This window comes from Streptomyces longisporus, assembly GCF_039532765.1.
GTDB lineage: Bacteria > Actinomycetota > Actinomycetes > Streptomycetales > Streptomycetaceae > Streptomyces > Streptomyces longisporus.
The window spans coordinates 186,831-201,601 of the sequence record NZ_BAAASG010000007.1; the positions used below are offsets into that span (position 1 = coordinate 186,831).

The window sequence follows — 14,771 nt, forward strand, 5'->3', positions numbered from 1 at the left end:
ATGAGAGGCACTCAACCCATGCCCGAAGTCAATCGGCGCCGATTCCTGCAACTCGCGGGCGCGACCACCGCCTTCAGCGCCCTGTCGAACAGCATCCAGCGCGCCGCCGCGCTGCCCGCGAACCACCGCACGGGATCCATCGAGGACGTCGAGCACATCGTCGTCCTGATGCAGGAGAACCGTTCCTTCGACCACTACTTCGGCACCCTCAGAGGCGTCCGCGGCTACGGCGACCCGCGCCCCGTGGTGACCCGCCAGGACGCGAAGCCGGTCTGGTACCAGGCGGACGCGAACGGCAAGGACATCCTGCCCTTCCACCCGGACGCCGACGACCTGGGCCTCGCCTTCATCCAGGACCTCCCGCACGGCTGGAACGACGGACATGCCGCCTTCAACGGGGGCAAGTACGACAAGTGGGTGCCCTCCAAGGGCTCCACGACGATGGCGTACCTGACCCGCGAGGACATCCCGTTCCACTACGCGCTCGCCGACTCCTTCACCATCTGCGACGCCTACCACTGCTCGTTCATCGGCTCGACCGACCCGAACCGCTACTACATGTGGACCGGTTACACGGGCAACGACGGCCAGGGCGGCGGCCCGGTCCTCGGCAACGACGAGGCCGGCTACAGCTGGACCACCTACCCCGAGCGCCTGGAGAAGGCCGGCGTCTCCTGGAAGATCTACCAGGACGTCGGCGACGGACTCGACGCGAACGGCGGCTGGGGCTGGATCCAGGACGCCTACCGCGGCAACTACGGCGACAACTCGCTGCTCTACTTCAAGCAGTACCAGAACGCCCAGCCCGGCAGCCCGCTCTACGAGAAGGCCCGCACCGGCACCGACGCCCGCAGGGGCGAGGGCTTCTTCGACCGGCTCAAGACCGACGTGAAGGGCGGCAAGCTGCCGCAGATATCCTGGATCGTCGCCCCAGAGGCCTTCACCGAGCACCCCAACTGGCCCGCCAACTACGGCGCCTGGTACGTCGCCCAGGTCCTCGACGCGCTCACCTCCGACCCGCAGGTGTGGGCGAAGACGGCCCTGTTCATCACGTACGACGAGAACGACGGCTTCTTCGACCACCTCGTCCCGCCGTTCGCTCCGGGCTCCGCGGCGCAGGGCAAGTCGACGGTCGACGTCGGCCCGGACCTGTTCAAGGGCGACGCCGGCCACCCCGCCGGCCCGTACGGGCTCGGCCAGCGGGTGCCGATGATCGTCGTCTCGCCCTGGAGCAAGGGCGGCTACGTCTGCTCCGAGACGATGGACCACACGTCGATCATCCGGTTCATGGAGCGTCGATTCGGCGTGCACGAGCCGAACGTCTCGCCCTGGCGGCGGGCGATCTGCGGCGACCTGACCTCCGCGTTCGACTTCTCCCGCACCGACACCAAGCCGGTCGCCCTGCCGGGCACCGACGGCTACCGGCCGCCGGACCACAACCGCCACCCCGACTATGTGCCGACCCCGCCCGCGAACCCGGTCCTGCCCAAGCAGGAGCGCGGCCTGCGCCCGGCGCGCCCCCTCAAGTACGCCCCGCACGTGGACGGTTCGGTGGACACGGCCTCCGGGAAGTTCACTCTGACCTTCGCCTCCGGAGCGAAGGCGGGCGCCGCCTTCCTGGTGACCTCCGGCAACCGCACCGACGGGCCCTGGAGCTACACCACCGAGGCCGGCAAGACCGTCTCGGACGCCTGGAACTCGGCGTACTCCAACGGCTCGTACGACCTGGCCGTGCACGGCCCGAACGGCTTCCTGCGCGTCTTCAAGGGGCCGAACAAGGTGGCAGGGCCCGAGGTCACCGCCCGCCACAGCGGCGACGACATCCAGCTGACCTTCACCAACAAGGGCTCCGGCACGGTCCGTCTGAAGCTGACGGGTGGATACGGCTGCAAGCCCCGGACCTTCACGGTGCGGCCCGGAGCCACGGTGAAGCACACGGTCGACCTCGCCGCGAGCCGGCGCTGGTACGACCTCACCGTCACCTCCGAGGCCGACGCCCAGTTCCTGCGGCGGTTCGCGGGACACGTGGAGAACGGGCGGCCGGGGGTGAGCGACCCGGCGATCATCACCGGGTGAACTGTCGGGTGAAGGCTGCCGAACAGCGGTTCGCGGGTACTGGCCAGGGGCCGGTGGGCCCGGGGTAGTGTGCCCCGGTGACCACGCATTCGAACACTCCTGCAGGCTGGTACCCGGATCCGCACGGAGCGCCCCAGACGCTCCGTTACTGGGACGGCGCCCAGTGGACCCAGCACACCAGCCCGGACCAGGGCGCCCAACAGGCCCAGGCCGCCCAGCAGGTCCCGCAGCAGGCCGCCGGGCCGGACCCGCGTGTGCAGCGTCAGGTGCAGCAGCAGGCCGGGGTCTCCGCGGGCGGTCCCGGCGGCGGCAGCCTGTTCACCGAGCCGGTCCTGGTGGTCAACCAGAAGGCCAAGCTGATCGAGCTGACCAACGAGTACAAGGTCATGGATCAGAACGGCCACCAGATCGGCTCGGTGACGGAGGTCGGGCAGAGCACGCTGAAGAAGGTGGCGCGCTTCGTCTCCAGTCTCGACCAGTTCATGACCCACCGGCTGGAGATCCGGGATGCCCACGGCCGGCCGCAGCTGGTACTGACGCGGCCCGCCAAGGTGTTCAAGTCCCGGGTGCTGGTGTCTCGTCCGGACGGTTCGCCCGTCGGTGAGATCGTTCAGCAGAACATGATCGGGAAGATCAACTTCGCGATGAACGCGGACGGGCAGCAGGTCGGGGCGATCAAGGCGGAGAACTGGCGGGCGTGGAACTTCGCGATCGTCGACCATGCGGAGAACGAGGTCGCGCGGATCACCAAGACCTGGGAAGGTCTGGCCAAGACGATGTTCACGACCGCGGACAACTATGTGCTGCAGATTCATTACCAGCTGCCCGAGCCGTTGTTGAGTCTTGTGGTGGCGACGGCGTTGACCGTGGATACGGCCCTCAAGCAGGACTCTCGCGGGTTGGGGTAGTGGCGCGAGGGGTTGTCGGCCGCCGCGCGCACCTTACGGGGCGCTCAGAGCGGGGTCAGGTGTCCCGGCCCGGCGGGCTGACGGGGTACCAACGACGGTTCGGGGGTTGCCGTTTCCGGTCGTAGAGCCAGGACCGCGGCCACCGGGTGGTCCTCGTCGTCCGACGTGACCGGAGCAGATGTCGCCCTGGTCAGGAGCACGACGCCCCGGGACGCCACCGCCGCGCCTGCGAGGGCGAGGAGGATGCCCTCCGGGCCGCCGCGGAGGCCCTGGCCGAGCAGGGTGAGGCCGATCAGCGAGGCTGCCACCGGGTTGGAGAGCGTCACCATGGCGAGGGGGGCGCCGAGTCCGCCCCGGTAGGCCGTCTGGGAGAGCAGCAGGCCGCCGACCGCGAAGGCGGCCACCAGTACCGCCACCAGGACGACCTGGAGGCTCAGCGCGGAACCGGACCGGTCGGTCGCCGCCACCGTCACGGTCTGTGTGAGCGCCGACGCGACGCCCGAGGCGAACCCGGACGCCGTGGCGTGCCGCAGGCCCGGCCGGGCTCCCGGCCGCGACAGCAGCCCGATCAGCGCGGCCGTGGTCCCCGCCACCGCCAGCGCCTCGGTCAGGCTCAGCACCTGCTCGGGCGCCGAACCGGACGCGGTGACCAGCAGCGCGGCCAGCCCCGCCAGCGTCAGCGCGGTGCCCCGCCACTCGGTCGGGCTGACTCGCCGCCCGGCCGCCCGCGCCCCCATCGGCACCGCGGCGACCAGAGTGAGTGCGCCGAGCGGCTGGACCACGGTGAGGGGGCCGTATTTGAGGGCCACGACATGCAGCAGCGCCGCGCCGGCGTTGAGCCCGACCGACGCCCACCAGGCGCCCGTGCCCAGCAGTCGCAGCATGCCGGTGCCTGAGCTGCGGGAGGCGAGCCGCTCCTGGGCCACGGCGGCGGCCGCATAGGCGACGGCGGAGACCAGCGACAGGGCGACGGCGACGAGTGTGGCGGTCATCGGCCCGCTCCTACGAGGACGTGGTCGTCGGCGACGGGTGCGGCGAGCCTCTCGCCGCCGCGCCCGGCCGTGGTGACCATGCGGTGCGGCCGGTGGACCAGCGCGAGCGCGGCGCCGAGCATGGCAGTCGCGACGATGGCGTCGAGCCAGTAGTGGTTCGCCGTCCCCACGATGACGAGCAGTGTCACCAGCGGATGCAGCAGCCACAGCCAGCGCCAGCGGGACCGGGTCGCCGCGATCAGGCCGATCGCGACCATCAGGGCCCAGCCGAAGTGCAGTGACGGCATCGCCGCGAACTGGTTGGAGAGGTGGTCCGAGGAGGGCGGGCCGTAGACGGACGGCCCGTACACGTGCGCCGTGTCGACGAGGCCCGTGGCGGCCGGCATCCGCGGGGGCGCGAGCGGGAACAGGAAGGGCAGCACCAGGGCCGCGGAGGTGAGGGTGGCCAGGACCCGGCGGGCCCACACATAGTGTGCGGGGCGCCGCAGGTAGAGCCAGATCAGGAAGCCCGCGGTGGCCGGGAAGTGGACGGTCGCGTAGTAGGTGTTCGCGAGGTGCACCAGGGTGTCGCTGTGCAGCAGTACGGACTGCACCGAACCCTCGCCGGGCAGATGGAGCGTCCGTTCCAGGTCCCACACGCGGTGCGCGTTGCGCAGTGCTTCGCCGGTGTGGCCGGCCGCCAGCCGGCGGCCGAGCTTGTAGACGAGGAAGAGCCCTGCGACGAGCAGGAACTCACGGACGACCGGAGGCCGCGCTATCGCGCCGGTCTCTCCTTCTGCAGGCTCGGTGCGGGCATTCATCCCCCGGCCCCTTCGCTGACGGTGGTGCGTGTGCTGGTGCGTGGTGAGACCCGGGCCGGAGCCCGAACTCATCGGTACGCTTGCGTGCCGAAACGAAAGCGTTCCGATACGGCAGTGTACCGATACGCGAGCGTTCCGGTACACTGGCGTATCGATTGAGGTACGACACACTGGAAGCCGGGAATAAGGCACGCGTAAAGCTCGGCACGCGAAGTGAGGGAGAAGAGCAGATGACGTCGCAGGCCGCGGAGGGACCGCAGACGGTCGCCGCCTCGCGCCGCTCCAAGATCACGCGTGAGCGTGAGCAGGAGTTCTTCGACGCCGTCCTCGAGCAGATCCGCGAATGCGGATACGAAGCCGTCACCATGGAGGGGATCGCCGCCAGTACGCGCTGCAGCAAGTCCACGCTGTACCGGCAGTGGAAGACCAAGCCCCAGTTCGTGGTGGCCGCCCTGCGTTCCCGCCGCAAGGCCCGCTTCGAGGGCATCGACACCGGATCGCTCGCGGACGACCTGCGCGAGGCCGCGCGGGCCGTGGGCCGCTGGTCGCAGAACGACACCAAGCTGCTGCAGGCCCTCGGGCACGCCGTCACCCAGGACGCCGACCTCGCCAAGGCGCTGCGGGAGGCGCTCGTCGACCCGGAGATCGCCGCGCTGAAGGAGATGCTGAGGCGCGGGGTCGAGCGCGGCGAGATCACCGCCGGCCATCCGGCGCTGGAGTACATCCCGGCGCAGATGTTCGGCGTCGTACGCGCCCGCCCCGTCGTGGACGGCGAGTACGCCGACCCCGACTACCTGGTCCGCTTCGTGGAGGCCGCGGTGCTGCCGGCACTGGGTCTGACCTGAGAATCAGGTCGCCGTCCGTGGGATGACTGGACGGTGACCTGCTCGCGCCGCACCGTGGGGACGGGGGCGGCGCGCACCCACGGCCGGGTGGGGCTCCTCTTGAGCGGAGGGGCGCCCCACCCGGCCGATCGGTGTCCGGGGCGGTTCACACCGTCTGGCCGTTGCCGCCGCCGGTCGACACCTTGATGCCCTTGGTGATGTCGTCGATGACCGACTGCTTCTCGGCGACGTCCACGCCGAAGCGGACCACGACGATCTGCGACGGGTTCGCGGGGGAGGGGAAGGCCAGCGACTCGACATAGCCGTCGGAGCCCTTGCTGGTGATCGCCTCCCAGCGGACCAGGTAACCCTGCTGCCCGGCCACGGTGACCGCCCTGGAGTCGAGCACCTTGTGCGAGGTGATCGAGCCGTAGGTCTTGCCGCCGTAGGACTGCTCGGCGTTGGCCTCGATGTCGGCCTTCGCGACCTCCTCGGCCGTGCTGCCGGCGGTCTTGAGGAGCGCGGCCGGCGCCGAGAACGCGCCGCCCTTGGTGCAGGTCTGCGAGGTGTCCCCGGGGCACTTGTAGGAATCGTTCGACGTGATCGAAGCGCCCGCCGGGAGCTGCTGGCCGTACCAGTCGGCCGGGATGGGCAGGCTGATCCCGCTGATCGGGTCGGACACCGAACCGCTCTTGATCTTCGGAGCCTCGGACTGACCGGGGCCGGGCGACTGGTTCCCGCCCGAACCGCCCGAACCGCCCGAGCCACCGGACCCGCCGGTGCCGCCGCCCGGACCGCCCTGACCTCCGCCCGGCCCCTGCTGCGAGTTGACGTTGCCGCCCGAACCGTCGTTGCCGGCCAGCGCATACACACCCACACCGATGCACGCGAGGACGACCACGGCCGCCCCGACGGCGATGCCGGTGCGCAGACCGCGCCGCGGAGCGGCCGGGGGCTGGGCGGGCCAGACCGGATAGTCGGGGTATGCCGCATAGGCCGGGGCCGCCGGAGGGACGGGGCTCGCGGGATCCGGCCCGGCCGTCGGCGTCTGCGCCGGGGGACCCCATACGGCGGCCGACCCCGCGGGGCGGGTCCGGTCCGTCCATGCCTTGCCGTCCCACCAGCGCTCGGTGGCGGGAGCCTCACTTGTCTGCCCGGGGTCGGGATACCACCCGGGAGGAGTCACCTGCGTCATGCCCCCACCGTATGAGGCCTCGGTGAAAGCGGGATGAGAGGATTCCGGCTTCAGGCCCCCAGCAGCCGTTTCGACGCCCGCGCGCCCGGCGGCGGCAGCCGCAGCCCGTCCCGGCCGGGTGGATCGAACCCAGCACGCCCGCATGCCGGGCCCCGGCCCTCGGGCGGCGGGGTCCGCAATCCAGTGCTCATGGGGATGCTGGGGCAGCGGGTGCCGGGGATTCCGCTGCGCGCCTCCGACGAGCTGGGGCTGGCCTCGGACGCGTCGGACGCGAAGGAGGCGTACGCGTCGCGGTGAGATCACCTCGGTGGCGCCCAGGGCGAGCACGGCGTCCGCGACCGTCCGTGCCGTGAGCATGGTCAGCGTGGCGACGACCTCCTCGGCCCGGAGCGTCCCGAACCCGGCCAGTGCGTCCCGCAGACAGCCGAGGTGGAACAGTTCCTTGCCGGTCGTCCTGGGTGCGGGCAGTGCGTAGTACGGCTCCTCCGGCAGCCGCCGCAGCAGCGGTTCGTGGACGGCGCCGCGGGCGGCCGGCGCGCCGTCGACGTCGTAGGCCATGGAAGGCCGTGCCGTCGGGGGCGGTGAGGTGGGCGATGCCGCCGAGGTCGAGGGCGACGGGGGTGCCCGGGAGGCCACGCGGCCACAGCAGGTCGACCAGGCCGACCAGGGGTGCGCCCTGGCCGCCCGCGGCGATGGCCCGCGGCCGGAAGTCGGCCACCACCGGCAGCCCGGTCGCCTCGGCGATCCAGGCGGGCTGCCCGAGCTGCAGCGTGCCGTGCACCTTGCCGCCGTCCGCCCAGTGGTGGACGGTCTGCCCGTGCGAGCCCACCAACTCGGTCTGCCCGCCGCACAGTTCACGGTCAGCGCGGCTGCGGGCGCGTCCTGCACCTCCTTCGCCCGCGTGGGTCCTCTCCACCGCATCCGTTCAACCCCGCCTGCCGTTTCGGTGCCTTGGCCAGTGTGGGGGCGCTCACCGTACGGCGACGACGCATACGTCCCGACCAGCGTGCCGTGGACACCGAACTCGTACCACTCGACGAAGTTGCCCACCGACCCGGCAGCCAGGGCCCGTACCGCAGACGACTGCCGCACGGCCCGGCGTTGTCCGGAAAACAGCGTCATCTCAGCGCTTTTTGACTGTCGGTTACCTTCAGACAGGCAGATGACAGGCTTCATGCGTCGCCTGCCCGCACCCGCTGTCACCCATCACGGCAACAGCTGCCCGGACCCCCCTCCACTTCCGCGATCCGACGGCTACGCTCGATGTCTGTACGTCGTTCGGGCGACTTGGGGAGGTAGCGGGATGACGGAGGTCCGGCCCATGGAGGCCGCCTCGGCCTCCCTGTGGGAGCGCGACGAGGAGATCACCGCCGTCAAGCAGGCTCTCGACACGCTGTGCGCCGACCGTTCGTCCTCGGGCAGCCTGCTGATGGTCCGGGGCGAGGCCGGCCTCGGCAAGACCGCCCTGCTGGCCGAGATCCGCCGCATCGCGGAGCAGCGCAACTGCACGGTGTGGTCGACCCGCGGCGGCGAGACCCTCAGATCCGTTCCCTTCAATGTGGTGCGCCAGTTGCTGCAGCCCGCACTGGTGTCCCTCATGCCGGAAGAAGCCCGCGAATACCTCGGCGACTGGTACGACATCGCGGGCCCCGCCCTCGGCATCACGGAACCGGGTGAACGCCAGCCCGACCCGCAGGGTGTCTGCGACGGCCTGGTCGCCGGGGTGCGCCGGCTGGCCCGCCGGGACTGGCCGCTGGTCCTGCTGATCGACGACGCGCACTGGGCCGACCAGGAGACGCTGCGCTGGCTCGCCGCGTTCGCCGAACGCCTCGACGACCTGTCCGTCCTGGTCGTCGTGGCCCGCCGGCCCGGCGAGGTCAGCGGCGAGAGCGCCCGCCACCTCGATGCGATCGCCGCCGCCTCGGGCCAACCCGACGCCGATCTGAACGCCCTCACCCCGGACGCCACGGCGGGCCTCACCCGCGCCACCCTCGGCGCGCACGCCGACGCCCCGTTCTGCCGCGAGGTCTGGGCCGTCACCGGCGGCAACCCCTACGAGACCGTGGAACTCCTCGCCAAGGTCCAGGACAGCGAACTGGAGCCGACCGAGAGTGCGGCCGGCGAACTGCGCGCCCTCAATCGCTCGGCCCGCGGCGGCGGCCTCGTCGCCCGCCTCGAGGAACTCGGCATCGACGCCACCCGCTTCGCCTGGGCGGCCGCCATCCTCGGCAACGGCATCTCCGTCGGCCTGGTCGCCGAGCTCGCCACCATGGACCACGACGAGGCACTGCGCTGCGCCGAACTGCTCCAGGACGCCCGCATCCTCACCGAACCCGACCCGGCGAGCGCCCAGGCCGACGACGGGGACCTGGAGTTCGTGCACCCGCTGATCGCCACCGCCGTCTACAACTCCATCCCGGACGCCCTGCGCACCGCCATGCACGGCATCGCCGCCCAGGTCGTCACCGAGTCCGGACGCGGCGCCGCCATGGCCTCCCGGCACCTCCTCCAGGTGCACCCGGACGACGACGAGGAACTCGTCGAGCAGCTGCGCGAGGCGGCCCGCGAACACCTCGCCGTCGGCGCCCCCGACGCGGCCCGCCGCTGCCTGGAGCGCGCCCTGCTGGAACCGCCCCTTCCCGAGGTCCACGCGCGCGTGCTCTACGAACTCGGCTGCGCCACCCTCCTCACCGCCCCCGCAACCACGATCGACCATCTGCAGTCCGCGCTCGGCATGCCCGGCCTCGACGGCGACGAGCGCGTCGACGCCGTCTTCCGCCTCTCCCAGGCCCTCCTCCACAACGACCAGATGGAGGAGGCCGTCCGCACGGTCGAGGCGGAGGCGGCCCGGCACCCGGAGGGGCCCGCGAAGATGCGGCTGCAGGCTGTGCAGTACATGTGGGAGGGCATCTACTCCGGAGAGTCGAACTCGCCGGGACGCTCCCAGCGGCTTGCCGACCTGGCCCGCACCTGCACCGGCCGCAACAACTCCGAGCGCGTCCTGCTGATGCTGCGCGGCTTCGACGCCCTGATCCAGGGCGAGAACGCCGAGGAGGTCGTCGAGGTGTGCGACCGCGCCCTCGTCAACGGCCGCCTCGCACCGGGACTCGGCTGGACCGACACCGAGTGGGGCATCGAACTGCTGGTGATGCTCGCCAACTCCTACGCCTACACCGACCGTCTCGACCGCGCCGAGAGCTTCTACAACGAGGCCGTGCGCACGTACGAGTCGGCCGGCTGGAGCGGCGGTCATCTCTCCCTCGCTCATGCCCACATCGGCCTCGGACACCGCAGGCGCGGTCGGCTCAGGGAGGCGGAGGCGTCCCTGCGCGAGGCGCTGCGCCTCGCCGAGCGCGTCGGCCGCGGACTGCCCCTGTACTGGTGCGCCGCCAGCAATCTCATCGACGTCCTGCTCGCCCGTGGCCATGTCGACGAGGCCTGGGCGATCGCCGACCAGTGCGGTTTCGCGCCGCCCTACCCGTCCCCCATGGTGATGCTGGACCCGCGCTCCGTGCGCGGTCGGCTGCTGCTCGCCGTCGGCCGCACCCAGGACGGCATCAACGAACTGGAGGAGGCCGAGAAGGCCGCGGCTGCACGCGGCCACCACAACCCCCTGGTCATCCCCTGGGCGTTCGACCTGGCCCGGGCCCTCGCCAAGAAGGACCCGGCCCGGGCCGCGCAACTGGCCACGGATGCCCGGCGGCGGGCCGAGCGCTTCGGTACGGACACCGCCATCGGGGAGGCGCTCAGGTGCGCTGCCGCGCTGGAGACCGGGCAGCGGGCGGTTCGCCTGGCCGCGCAGGCCGTGGCCTATCTGGAGGCGTCACCTTGCCAGTACGAACATGCGGCCGCGCGGGTCGAGTACGGGATCGCCGCGAGGTCCGTCACCGAGCTGAACCGGGGGTTGGCGTTGGCTCGTTCGTGTGGGGCGGACGGCTTGGTGGCGCAGGCTCGGGCGGCGCTGGAGAGCGGGCTCGGCGTGGGCTGAAGAGCTCGGGGCGCAAGGCTGTGCGGCGGCCCCGCGCCCCTGGGCGGCTCACAGCGCCAGCAGTTGGTCGGTGACCGTCGACAGACGCTTCTGCACCTCTCGGTCGTACGTCGACTCGTGCGCCCTCGACGGGGTCGTGCCGTCGAAGTAGCCGCCTGTGCCAAGGTCCTGGGTCGCCAGGGCCAGTACGCCGGGAGCGCCGTCCGCGACCGTGTTCCAGGGGGTGACTCCGCCCTCGCGGACCATGGCAGTGTCCATGAAGGTGGCCGGGTGGAGGACGTTGACCGAGACGCCGGTGTCCGCCAGCTCCTCGGCCAGGGCGAAGGTGTGCGCCGCGAGGGCGAACTTGGCGCGGCGGTAGGCGGCGAAGCCGTCGTACCGGCGTCTGAATTCGATGTCGTCGAAGTCGAGGGGGTCCTGGCCGACCGAGCCGACGTTGACGATCCGGGCGGGTGTGTTCGCGCGCAGTACCGGGAGCAGGGCGCGGGTCAGTACGACCGGTGCCAAGTAGTTCACGGCGAGGCGCAGTTCGTGGCCGTCGGCGCTCAGCTCCCGCCCGGCGCCGGGCGCGCCCGCTCCCACCCCCGCGTTGTTGATCAGGACGTCGAGGTCGGGGCGGGCGTCGGCGACGTGGGCGCCCAGCTCGCGCACCTGCGTCAGTGAGGCGAGGTCGGCGACGAAGCCTTCCGCGTCGCCCTCGGCGCGCAGCTCCTCGACCAGCCGCTCCGTGCGGCCCGGATCGCGGCCGTGCGCGAGCACGACGTGCCCCGAGCGGACCAGCTCGAAGGCGACGTAGCGGCCGAGGCCGGAGGTGGCGCCGGTGATCAGGATGGTGGACATGCCTCCACCGTAGGCACGCGGTGCAGGCATGTGCGAGAGGCTGCTGGAGGTACTACCAGCGGGGTCACCCTCAGCGGCCGGTCAGCCTCAGAGGCCGTCCTCCTCGGCCAGCACCCGCTGGGCCGCCGCGAACGCCGAGTTCGCCGCGGGGACCCCGCAGTACACGGCCGTCTGCAGCAGTACGGCGGCGATCTCCTCGGGGGTGAGCCCGTTGCGTCGGGCCGCCCGGACATGCATGGCCAGCTCGTCGTAGTGCCCGTGTGCCACCAGCGCCGTCAGTGTGATCATGCTGCGCTCGCGGCGGCTGAGCGTCGGGTCGGTCCAGATCTCGCCCCAGGCGTAGCGCGAGATGAAGTCCTGGAAGCGGGCGGTGAAGGGCGTCTGCCGGGCCTGCGCCCGGTCCACGTGCGCATCGCCGAGCACCTCCCGCCGTACCTCCATGCCCCGCTTGGCACCGCCGCCGAGGTGGGTCCTGAGGGCGGTCAGCACGGCTTCCGGGCACTGCGCGGGCGCCAGATGCGCGGCGTGCGGAAGCTCAACCAGCGTGGCGCCGGGCACGGCGTCCGCGATCTCCCGCAGATGCGGCGGCGGCGTCGCCCTGTCCTCGCGCCCGGCGATCAGCAGCGTGCGCACGGAGATCTCCGGGAGCCGTTCCCGCAGATCGAAGGCGGCCAGCGCGTCACAGCAGGCGGCGTACGCCTCGGGGTCGGCCTCCGCCTGGTCCCGCACCAGTTCCGGCACGGTGAAGCCGGGCGTGAACCAGCGCGCGTCGGCACTCGCCACCAGCGAGCCCAGCCCCTCGCGCCGCACCAGCTCGGCCCGCTCCTGCCACGGCCCCGCGCCGTCGAAGTGCGCCGAGGAGCAGATCACGGCCAGGGAGGACACCCGCTCGGGGTGGTGCAGGCCGAGATGCAGTCCGACGGCACCGCCGAGCGACACCCCCGCGTACGCGAACCGTTCGATGCCCAGCGAGTCGGCGAGCGCGAGCACCAGATCGGCGAGGTCACCGACGGTCGCGCCGGGGCCGATCAGACCGGGCGCCGACCCGCCGTGCCCCGGCAGGTCCCAGCGGATCACGCGGTGGGTGATGGACAGCTCGGGTGCCACCTTGTCCCACAGCGCGTATGAGGTCCCGAGCGAGGGCCCGAGCAGCAGCGGCGGAGCGGAAGCGGGCCCCTCGGCACGGTGGTTGAGGAGTTTCTCGGTCAACGTCGCTCCAGGGCACGGTCGGTGAGGGCTCCGGCGGAGCCGGTGTAGCGGGCGGGATCGGTGAGCTCGGCGACGCTGACTTCCTTCAACTGCGGCTCTTCGGCGAGCAGTTCGGCCAACGGCCGCCCCTCGCTGTAGGTGCGCTTCGCCAGCTCCGTGAGCAGGGTCTTGGCGCGGGCGCGGCCGAGCACCGGGGCCAGCTCCGCGGACAGCCGCTCCGAGACGATCAACCCATGGGTCAGGTCCAGGTGTTCACGCATGGCGTCCGTGTGCACGCGCAGGTCTTCGGCCAGTTCTGCGGCGTCCCGGGCGGCACCGCCGACCAGCCGCAGCAGATCCCGGAGCGGTTCCCACTCGGCGTGCCAGGCCCCGGCCGGACGCTCGTCCTCGGCGGCCAGCGATCCGTACAGGGTGGCCGCGAGCTGCGGAGCCCGCCGGGCCGCGGCCGCGATCAGCGTGGACCGCACGGGGTTCGCCTTGTGCGGCATGGCCGACGAGCCGCCGCCGCTGCCCTCCGCCACCTCGGCGACCTCGGTACGGCCGAGCGTCAGTACGTCCGCGGCCGTCTTGCCCAGCGCCCCGGCCGCGAAGGCCAGGCAGCCGGCGAGGTCGGCGATCGGCGTGCGCAGGGTGTGCCAGGGCAGGAGCGGTTCGCGGAGCCCGAGTTCGTGGGCGTACGCCGCCGTCAGGGCCTGCGTGTCCTGGGCGCCGTACACGGTGAAGGCCGCCAATGTCCCTGCTGCGCCGCCGAGTTGGGCGGGCAGTGAGTCCCGTACGGCCTTGATGCGGTCCCGTGCGTCGAGGGTGAGCGAACGCCAGCCGGCCGCCTTCAGCCCGAAGGTCGTCGGTACGGCGTGCTGGGTGAGCGTCCGTCCCGGCATCGCGGTGTCACGGTGGTCGGCGGCCAGCCGCGCCAGCGCCGCTTCGGTGCGGCCGAGGTCGGCGAGGACCAGGTCCAGGGTGCGCACGGCGACCAGCATCGTCGCCGTGTCCATGATGTCCTGGCTGGTCGCGCCGCGGTGGACATAGGGCCCGTACTCCTCGCCGACCGCCTTCGTCAGGTCGGCGACCAGGGGGATGACCGGGTTGCCGCCCGCGCGGGCGCGCTCGGCGAGGGAGCGTACGTCGAAACGAGCGGCGACGGCCGCCTCGGTCACCGCGGCCGCCGCCTGCGAGGGTGCGAGGCCGAGAGCGGACTGGGCCCGGGCCAGGGCGGCCTCGGCGTCGAGCAGGGCCTGCAGAAAGGCCCTGTCACCGGTCGCCGAGGCGGCGGGGGAGCCTGCCCACCCGGGAGCGAGCAGGCCGCTGTCGTCGAAGCCGGCAGATGTCACTGGAACTCCAGGAAGACCGTCTCGCCTTCGCCCTGAAGGCGGATGTCGAAACGGTATGTGCCCTTGCCGTCGTCCGTCGCGATCAGCGTGCCGCGTCGTGCCTGAGGCACCCGGGACAGCACCGGGTCCGCGGCGAGCACTGCCTCGTCACCGGGCAGATAGATCCGGGTGAACAGGTGCACCAGCAGCCCGCGCGCGAACACGCACACACTGAGGTACGGCGCACTTTGCCCGCGCGGACCGGGCCGCAGCGTCCGCGCGTACCAGTGGCCGTTGGCATCCGTCTGGATGCGTCCCCAGCCGGTGAACTCCACGCCGTTGCGGCCCAGATAGCCGCCGCTCGCCGGGTCGCGCCGGATCGAACCGTCGACCTGCGGGATGTTGCCGTCGGGGTCGGCGCCCCACAGCTCCACGAAGGCGTCCGGCAGCGGGTTGCCCGCTCCGTCGTAGATGTACCCCTGGACGGTGATCGTGTCCGGGTGGCCGACCGGGGCGATGTCACCGCCGCCGGGGAAGGGCAGGGCATGGCCGTAGAAGGGGCCGACCGTGTGCGAGGGGGTCGGGAGGACGGTCTCCGGGCGGCTCGTGTCGATCTTCGTCATGGCAGC

General features: G+C 72.0%; 11 protein-coding genes and 3 pseudogenes. 5 read left to right on the forward strand and 9 right to left on the reverse strand.

What is annotated here, in order from left to right; translation table 11 throughout:
• The first annotated feature begins 18 nt into the window (after positions 1-18).
• Both ABD355_RS12410 and ABD355_RS12415 read left to right on the forward strand, forming a co-directional pair.
• On the forward strand, positions 19-2,076 hold the full coding sequence (locus ABD355_RS12410) for a phosphocholine-specific phospholipase C (RefSeq protein WP_344400265.1): 2,058 nt from the start codon (positions 19-21) through the stop codon (positions 2,074-2,076).
• Positions 2,077-2,153: 77 nt separating this feature from the next.
• Positions 2,154-2,984 (forward strand): LURP-one-related family protein, encoded by an 831-nt coding sequence (locus tag ABD355_RS12415; RefSeq protein WP_344400266.1) that lies wholly within the window; start codon positions 2,154-2,156, stop codon positions 2,982-2,984.
• 44 nt (positions 2,985-3,028) lie between these two features.
• On the opposite strand, the gene ABD355_RS12420 is transcribed toward ABD355_RS12415, so the two are convergent.
• Both ABD355_RS12420 and ABD355_RS12425 read right to left on the reverse strand, forming a co-directional pair.
• Positions 3,029-3,976, reverse strand: coding sequence for a DMT family protein (locus tag ABD355_RS12420; RefSeq protein WP_344400267.1), 948 nt, complete (start codon positions 3,974-3,976; stop codon positions 3,029-3,031).
• Positions 3,973-4,776, reverse strand: a complete 804-nt coding sequence (locus ABD355_RS12425; protein ID WP_344400269.1) for a phosphatase PAP2 family protein — start codon at positions 4,774-4,776, stop codon at positions 3,973-3,975. Before ABD355_RS12425 ends, ABD355_RS12420 begins: the two co-directional genes overlap by 4 nt.
• 230 nt (positions 4,777-5,006) lie before the next feature.
• On the opposite strand from ABD355_RS12425, the gene ABD355_RS12430 reads away from it, so the two are divergent.
• Entirely contained in the window at positions 5,007-5,621 is a 615-nt protein-coding gene (locus ABD355_RS12430) for a TetR/AcrR family transcriptional regulator (protein WP_344400270.1), read from the forward strand.
• 145 nt (positions 5,622-5,766) lie between these two features.
• On the opposite strand, the gene ABD355_RS12435 is transcribed toward ABD355_RS12430, so the two are convergent.
• Entirely contained in the window at positions 5,767-6,795 is a 1,029-nt protein-coding gene (locus tag ABD355_RS12435; protein ID WP_344401192.1) for a DUF2510 domain-containing protein, read from the reverse strand.
• 159 nt (positions 6,796-6,954) lie between these two features.
• Between ABD355_RS12435 and ABD355_RS12440 the strand changes: the two are divergent.
• Positions 6,955-7,068: pseudogene (locus ABD355_RS12440) on the forward strand (anhydro-N-acetylmuramic acid kinase); the annotation flags it as partial.
• A gap of 93 nt (positions 7,069-7,161) precedes the next feature.
• Here ABD355_RS12440 and ABD355_RS44665 read toward each other — a convergent pair.
• A pseudogene (locus ABD355_RS44665) lies at positions 7,162-7,353 on the reverse strand (anhydro-N-acetylmuramic acid kinase); the annotation flags it as partial.
• An 82-nt stretch (positions 7,354-7,435) separates the two neighbouring features.
• Positions 7,436-7,711: pseudogene (locus ABD355_RS44670) on the reverse strand (anhydro-N-acetylmuramic acid kinase); the annotation flags it as partial.
• Between the two features lie 387 nt (positions 7,712-8,098).
• On the opposite strand from ABD355_RS44670, the gene ABD355_RS12450 reads away from it, so the two are divergent.
• Positions 8,099-10,783: an ATP-binding protein gene (locus ABD355_RS12450; protein ID WP_344400271.1), complete on the forward strand. Its 2,685-nt coding sequence runs from the start codon at positions 8,099-8,101 to the stop codon at positions 10,781-10,783.
• Positions 10,784-10,831: 48 nt separating this feature from the next.
• On the opposite strand, the gene ABD355_RS12455 is transcribed toward ABD355_RS12450, so the two are convergent.
• The 4 genes from ABD355_RS12455 to pcaG all read right to left on the reverse strand — a co-directional run bounded on the left by ABD355_RS12455 (position 10,832) and on the right by pcaG (position 14,765).
• On the reverse strand, positions 10,832-11,623 hold the full coding sequence (locus ABD355_RS12455) for an SDR family NAD(P)-dependent oxidoreductase (protein WP_344400272.1): 792 nt from the start codon (positions 11,621-11,623) through the stop codon (positions 10,832-10,834).
• Positions 11,624-11,710: 87 nt separating this feature from the next.
• On the reverse strand, positions 11,711-12,832 hold the full coding sequence (gene pcaDC, locus ABD355_RS12460; protein ID WP_344400273.1) for a bifunctional 3-oxoadipate enol-lactonase/4-carboxymuconolactone decarboxylase PcaDC: 1,122 nt from the start codon (positions 12,830-12,832) through the stop codon (positions 11,711-11,713).
• Positions 12,829-14,163 (reverse strand): 3-carboxy-cis,cis-muconate cycloisomerase, encoded by a 1,335-nt coding sequence (gene pcaB, locus ABD355_RS12465; protein ID WP_344400275.1) that lies wholly within the window; start codon positions 14,161-14,163, stop codon positions 12,829-12,831. Before pcaB ends, pcaDC begins: the two co-directional genes overlap by 4 nt.
• The gene (pcaG, locus tag ABD355_RS12470) at positions 14,160-14,765 is read right to left on the reverse strand and encodes a protocatechuate 3,4-dioxygenase subunit alpha (RefSeq protein WP_344400276.1); all 606 of its coding nucleotides are present in this window, start codon (positions 14,763-14,765) and stop codon (positions 14,160-14,162) included. The genes pcaB and pcaG overlap by 4 nt, the downstream gene beginning before the upstream one ends.
• Between the last annotated feature and the right edge of the window lie 6 nt (positions 14,766-14,771).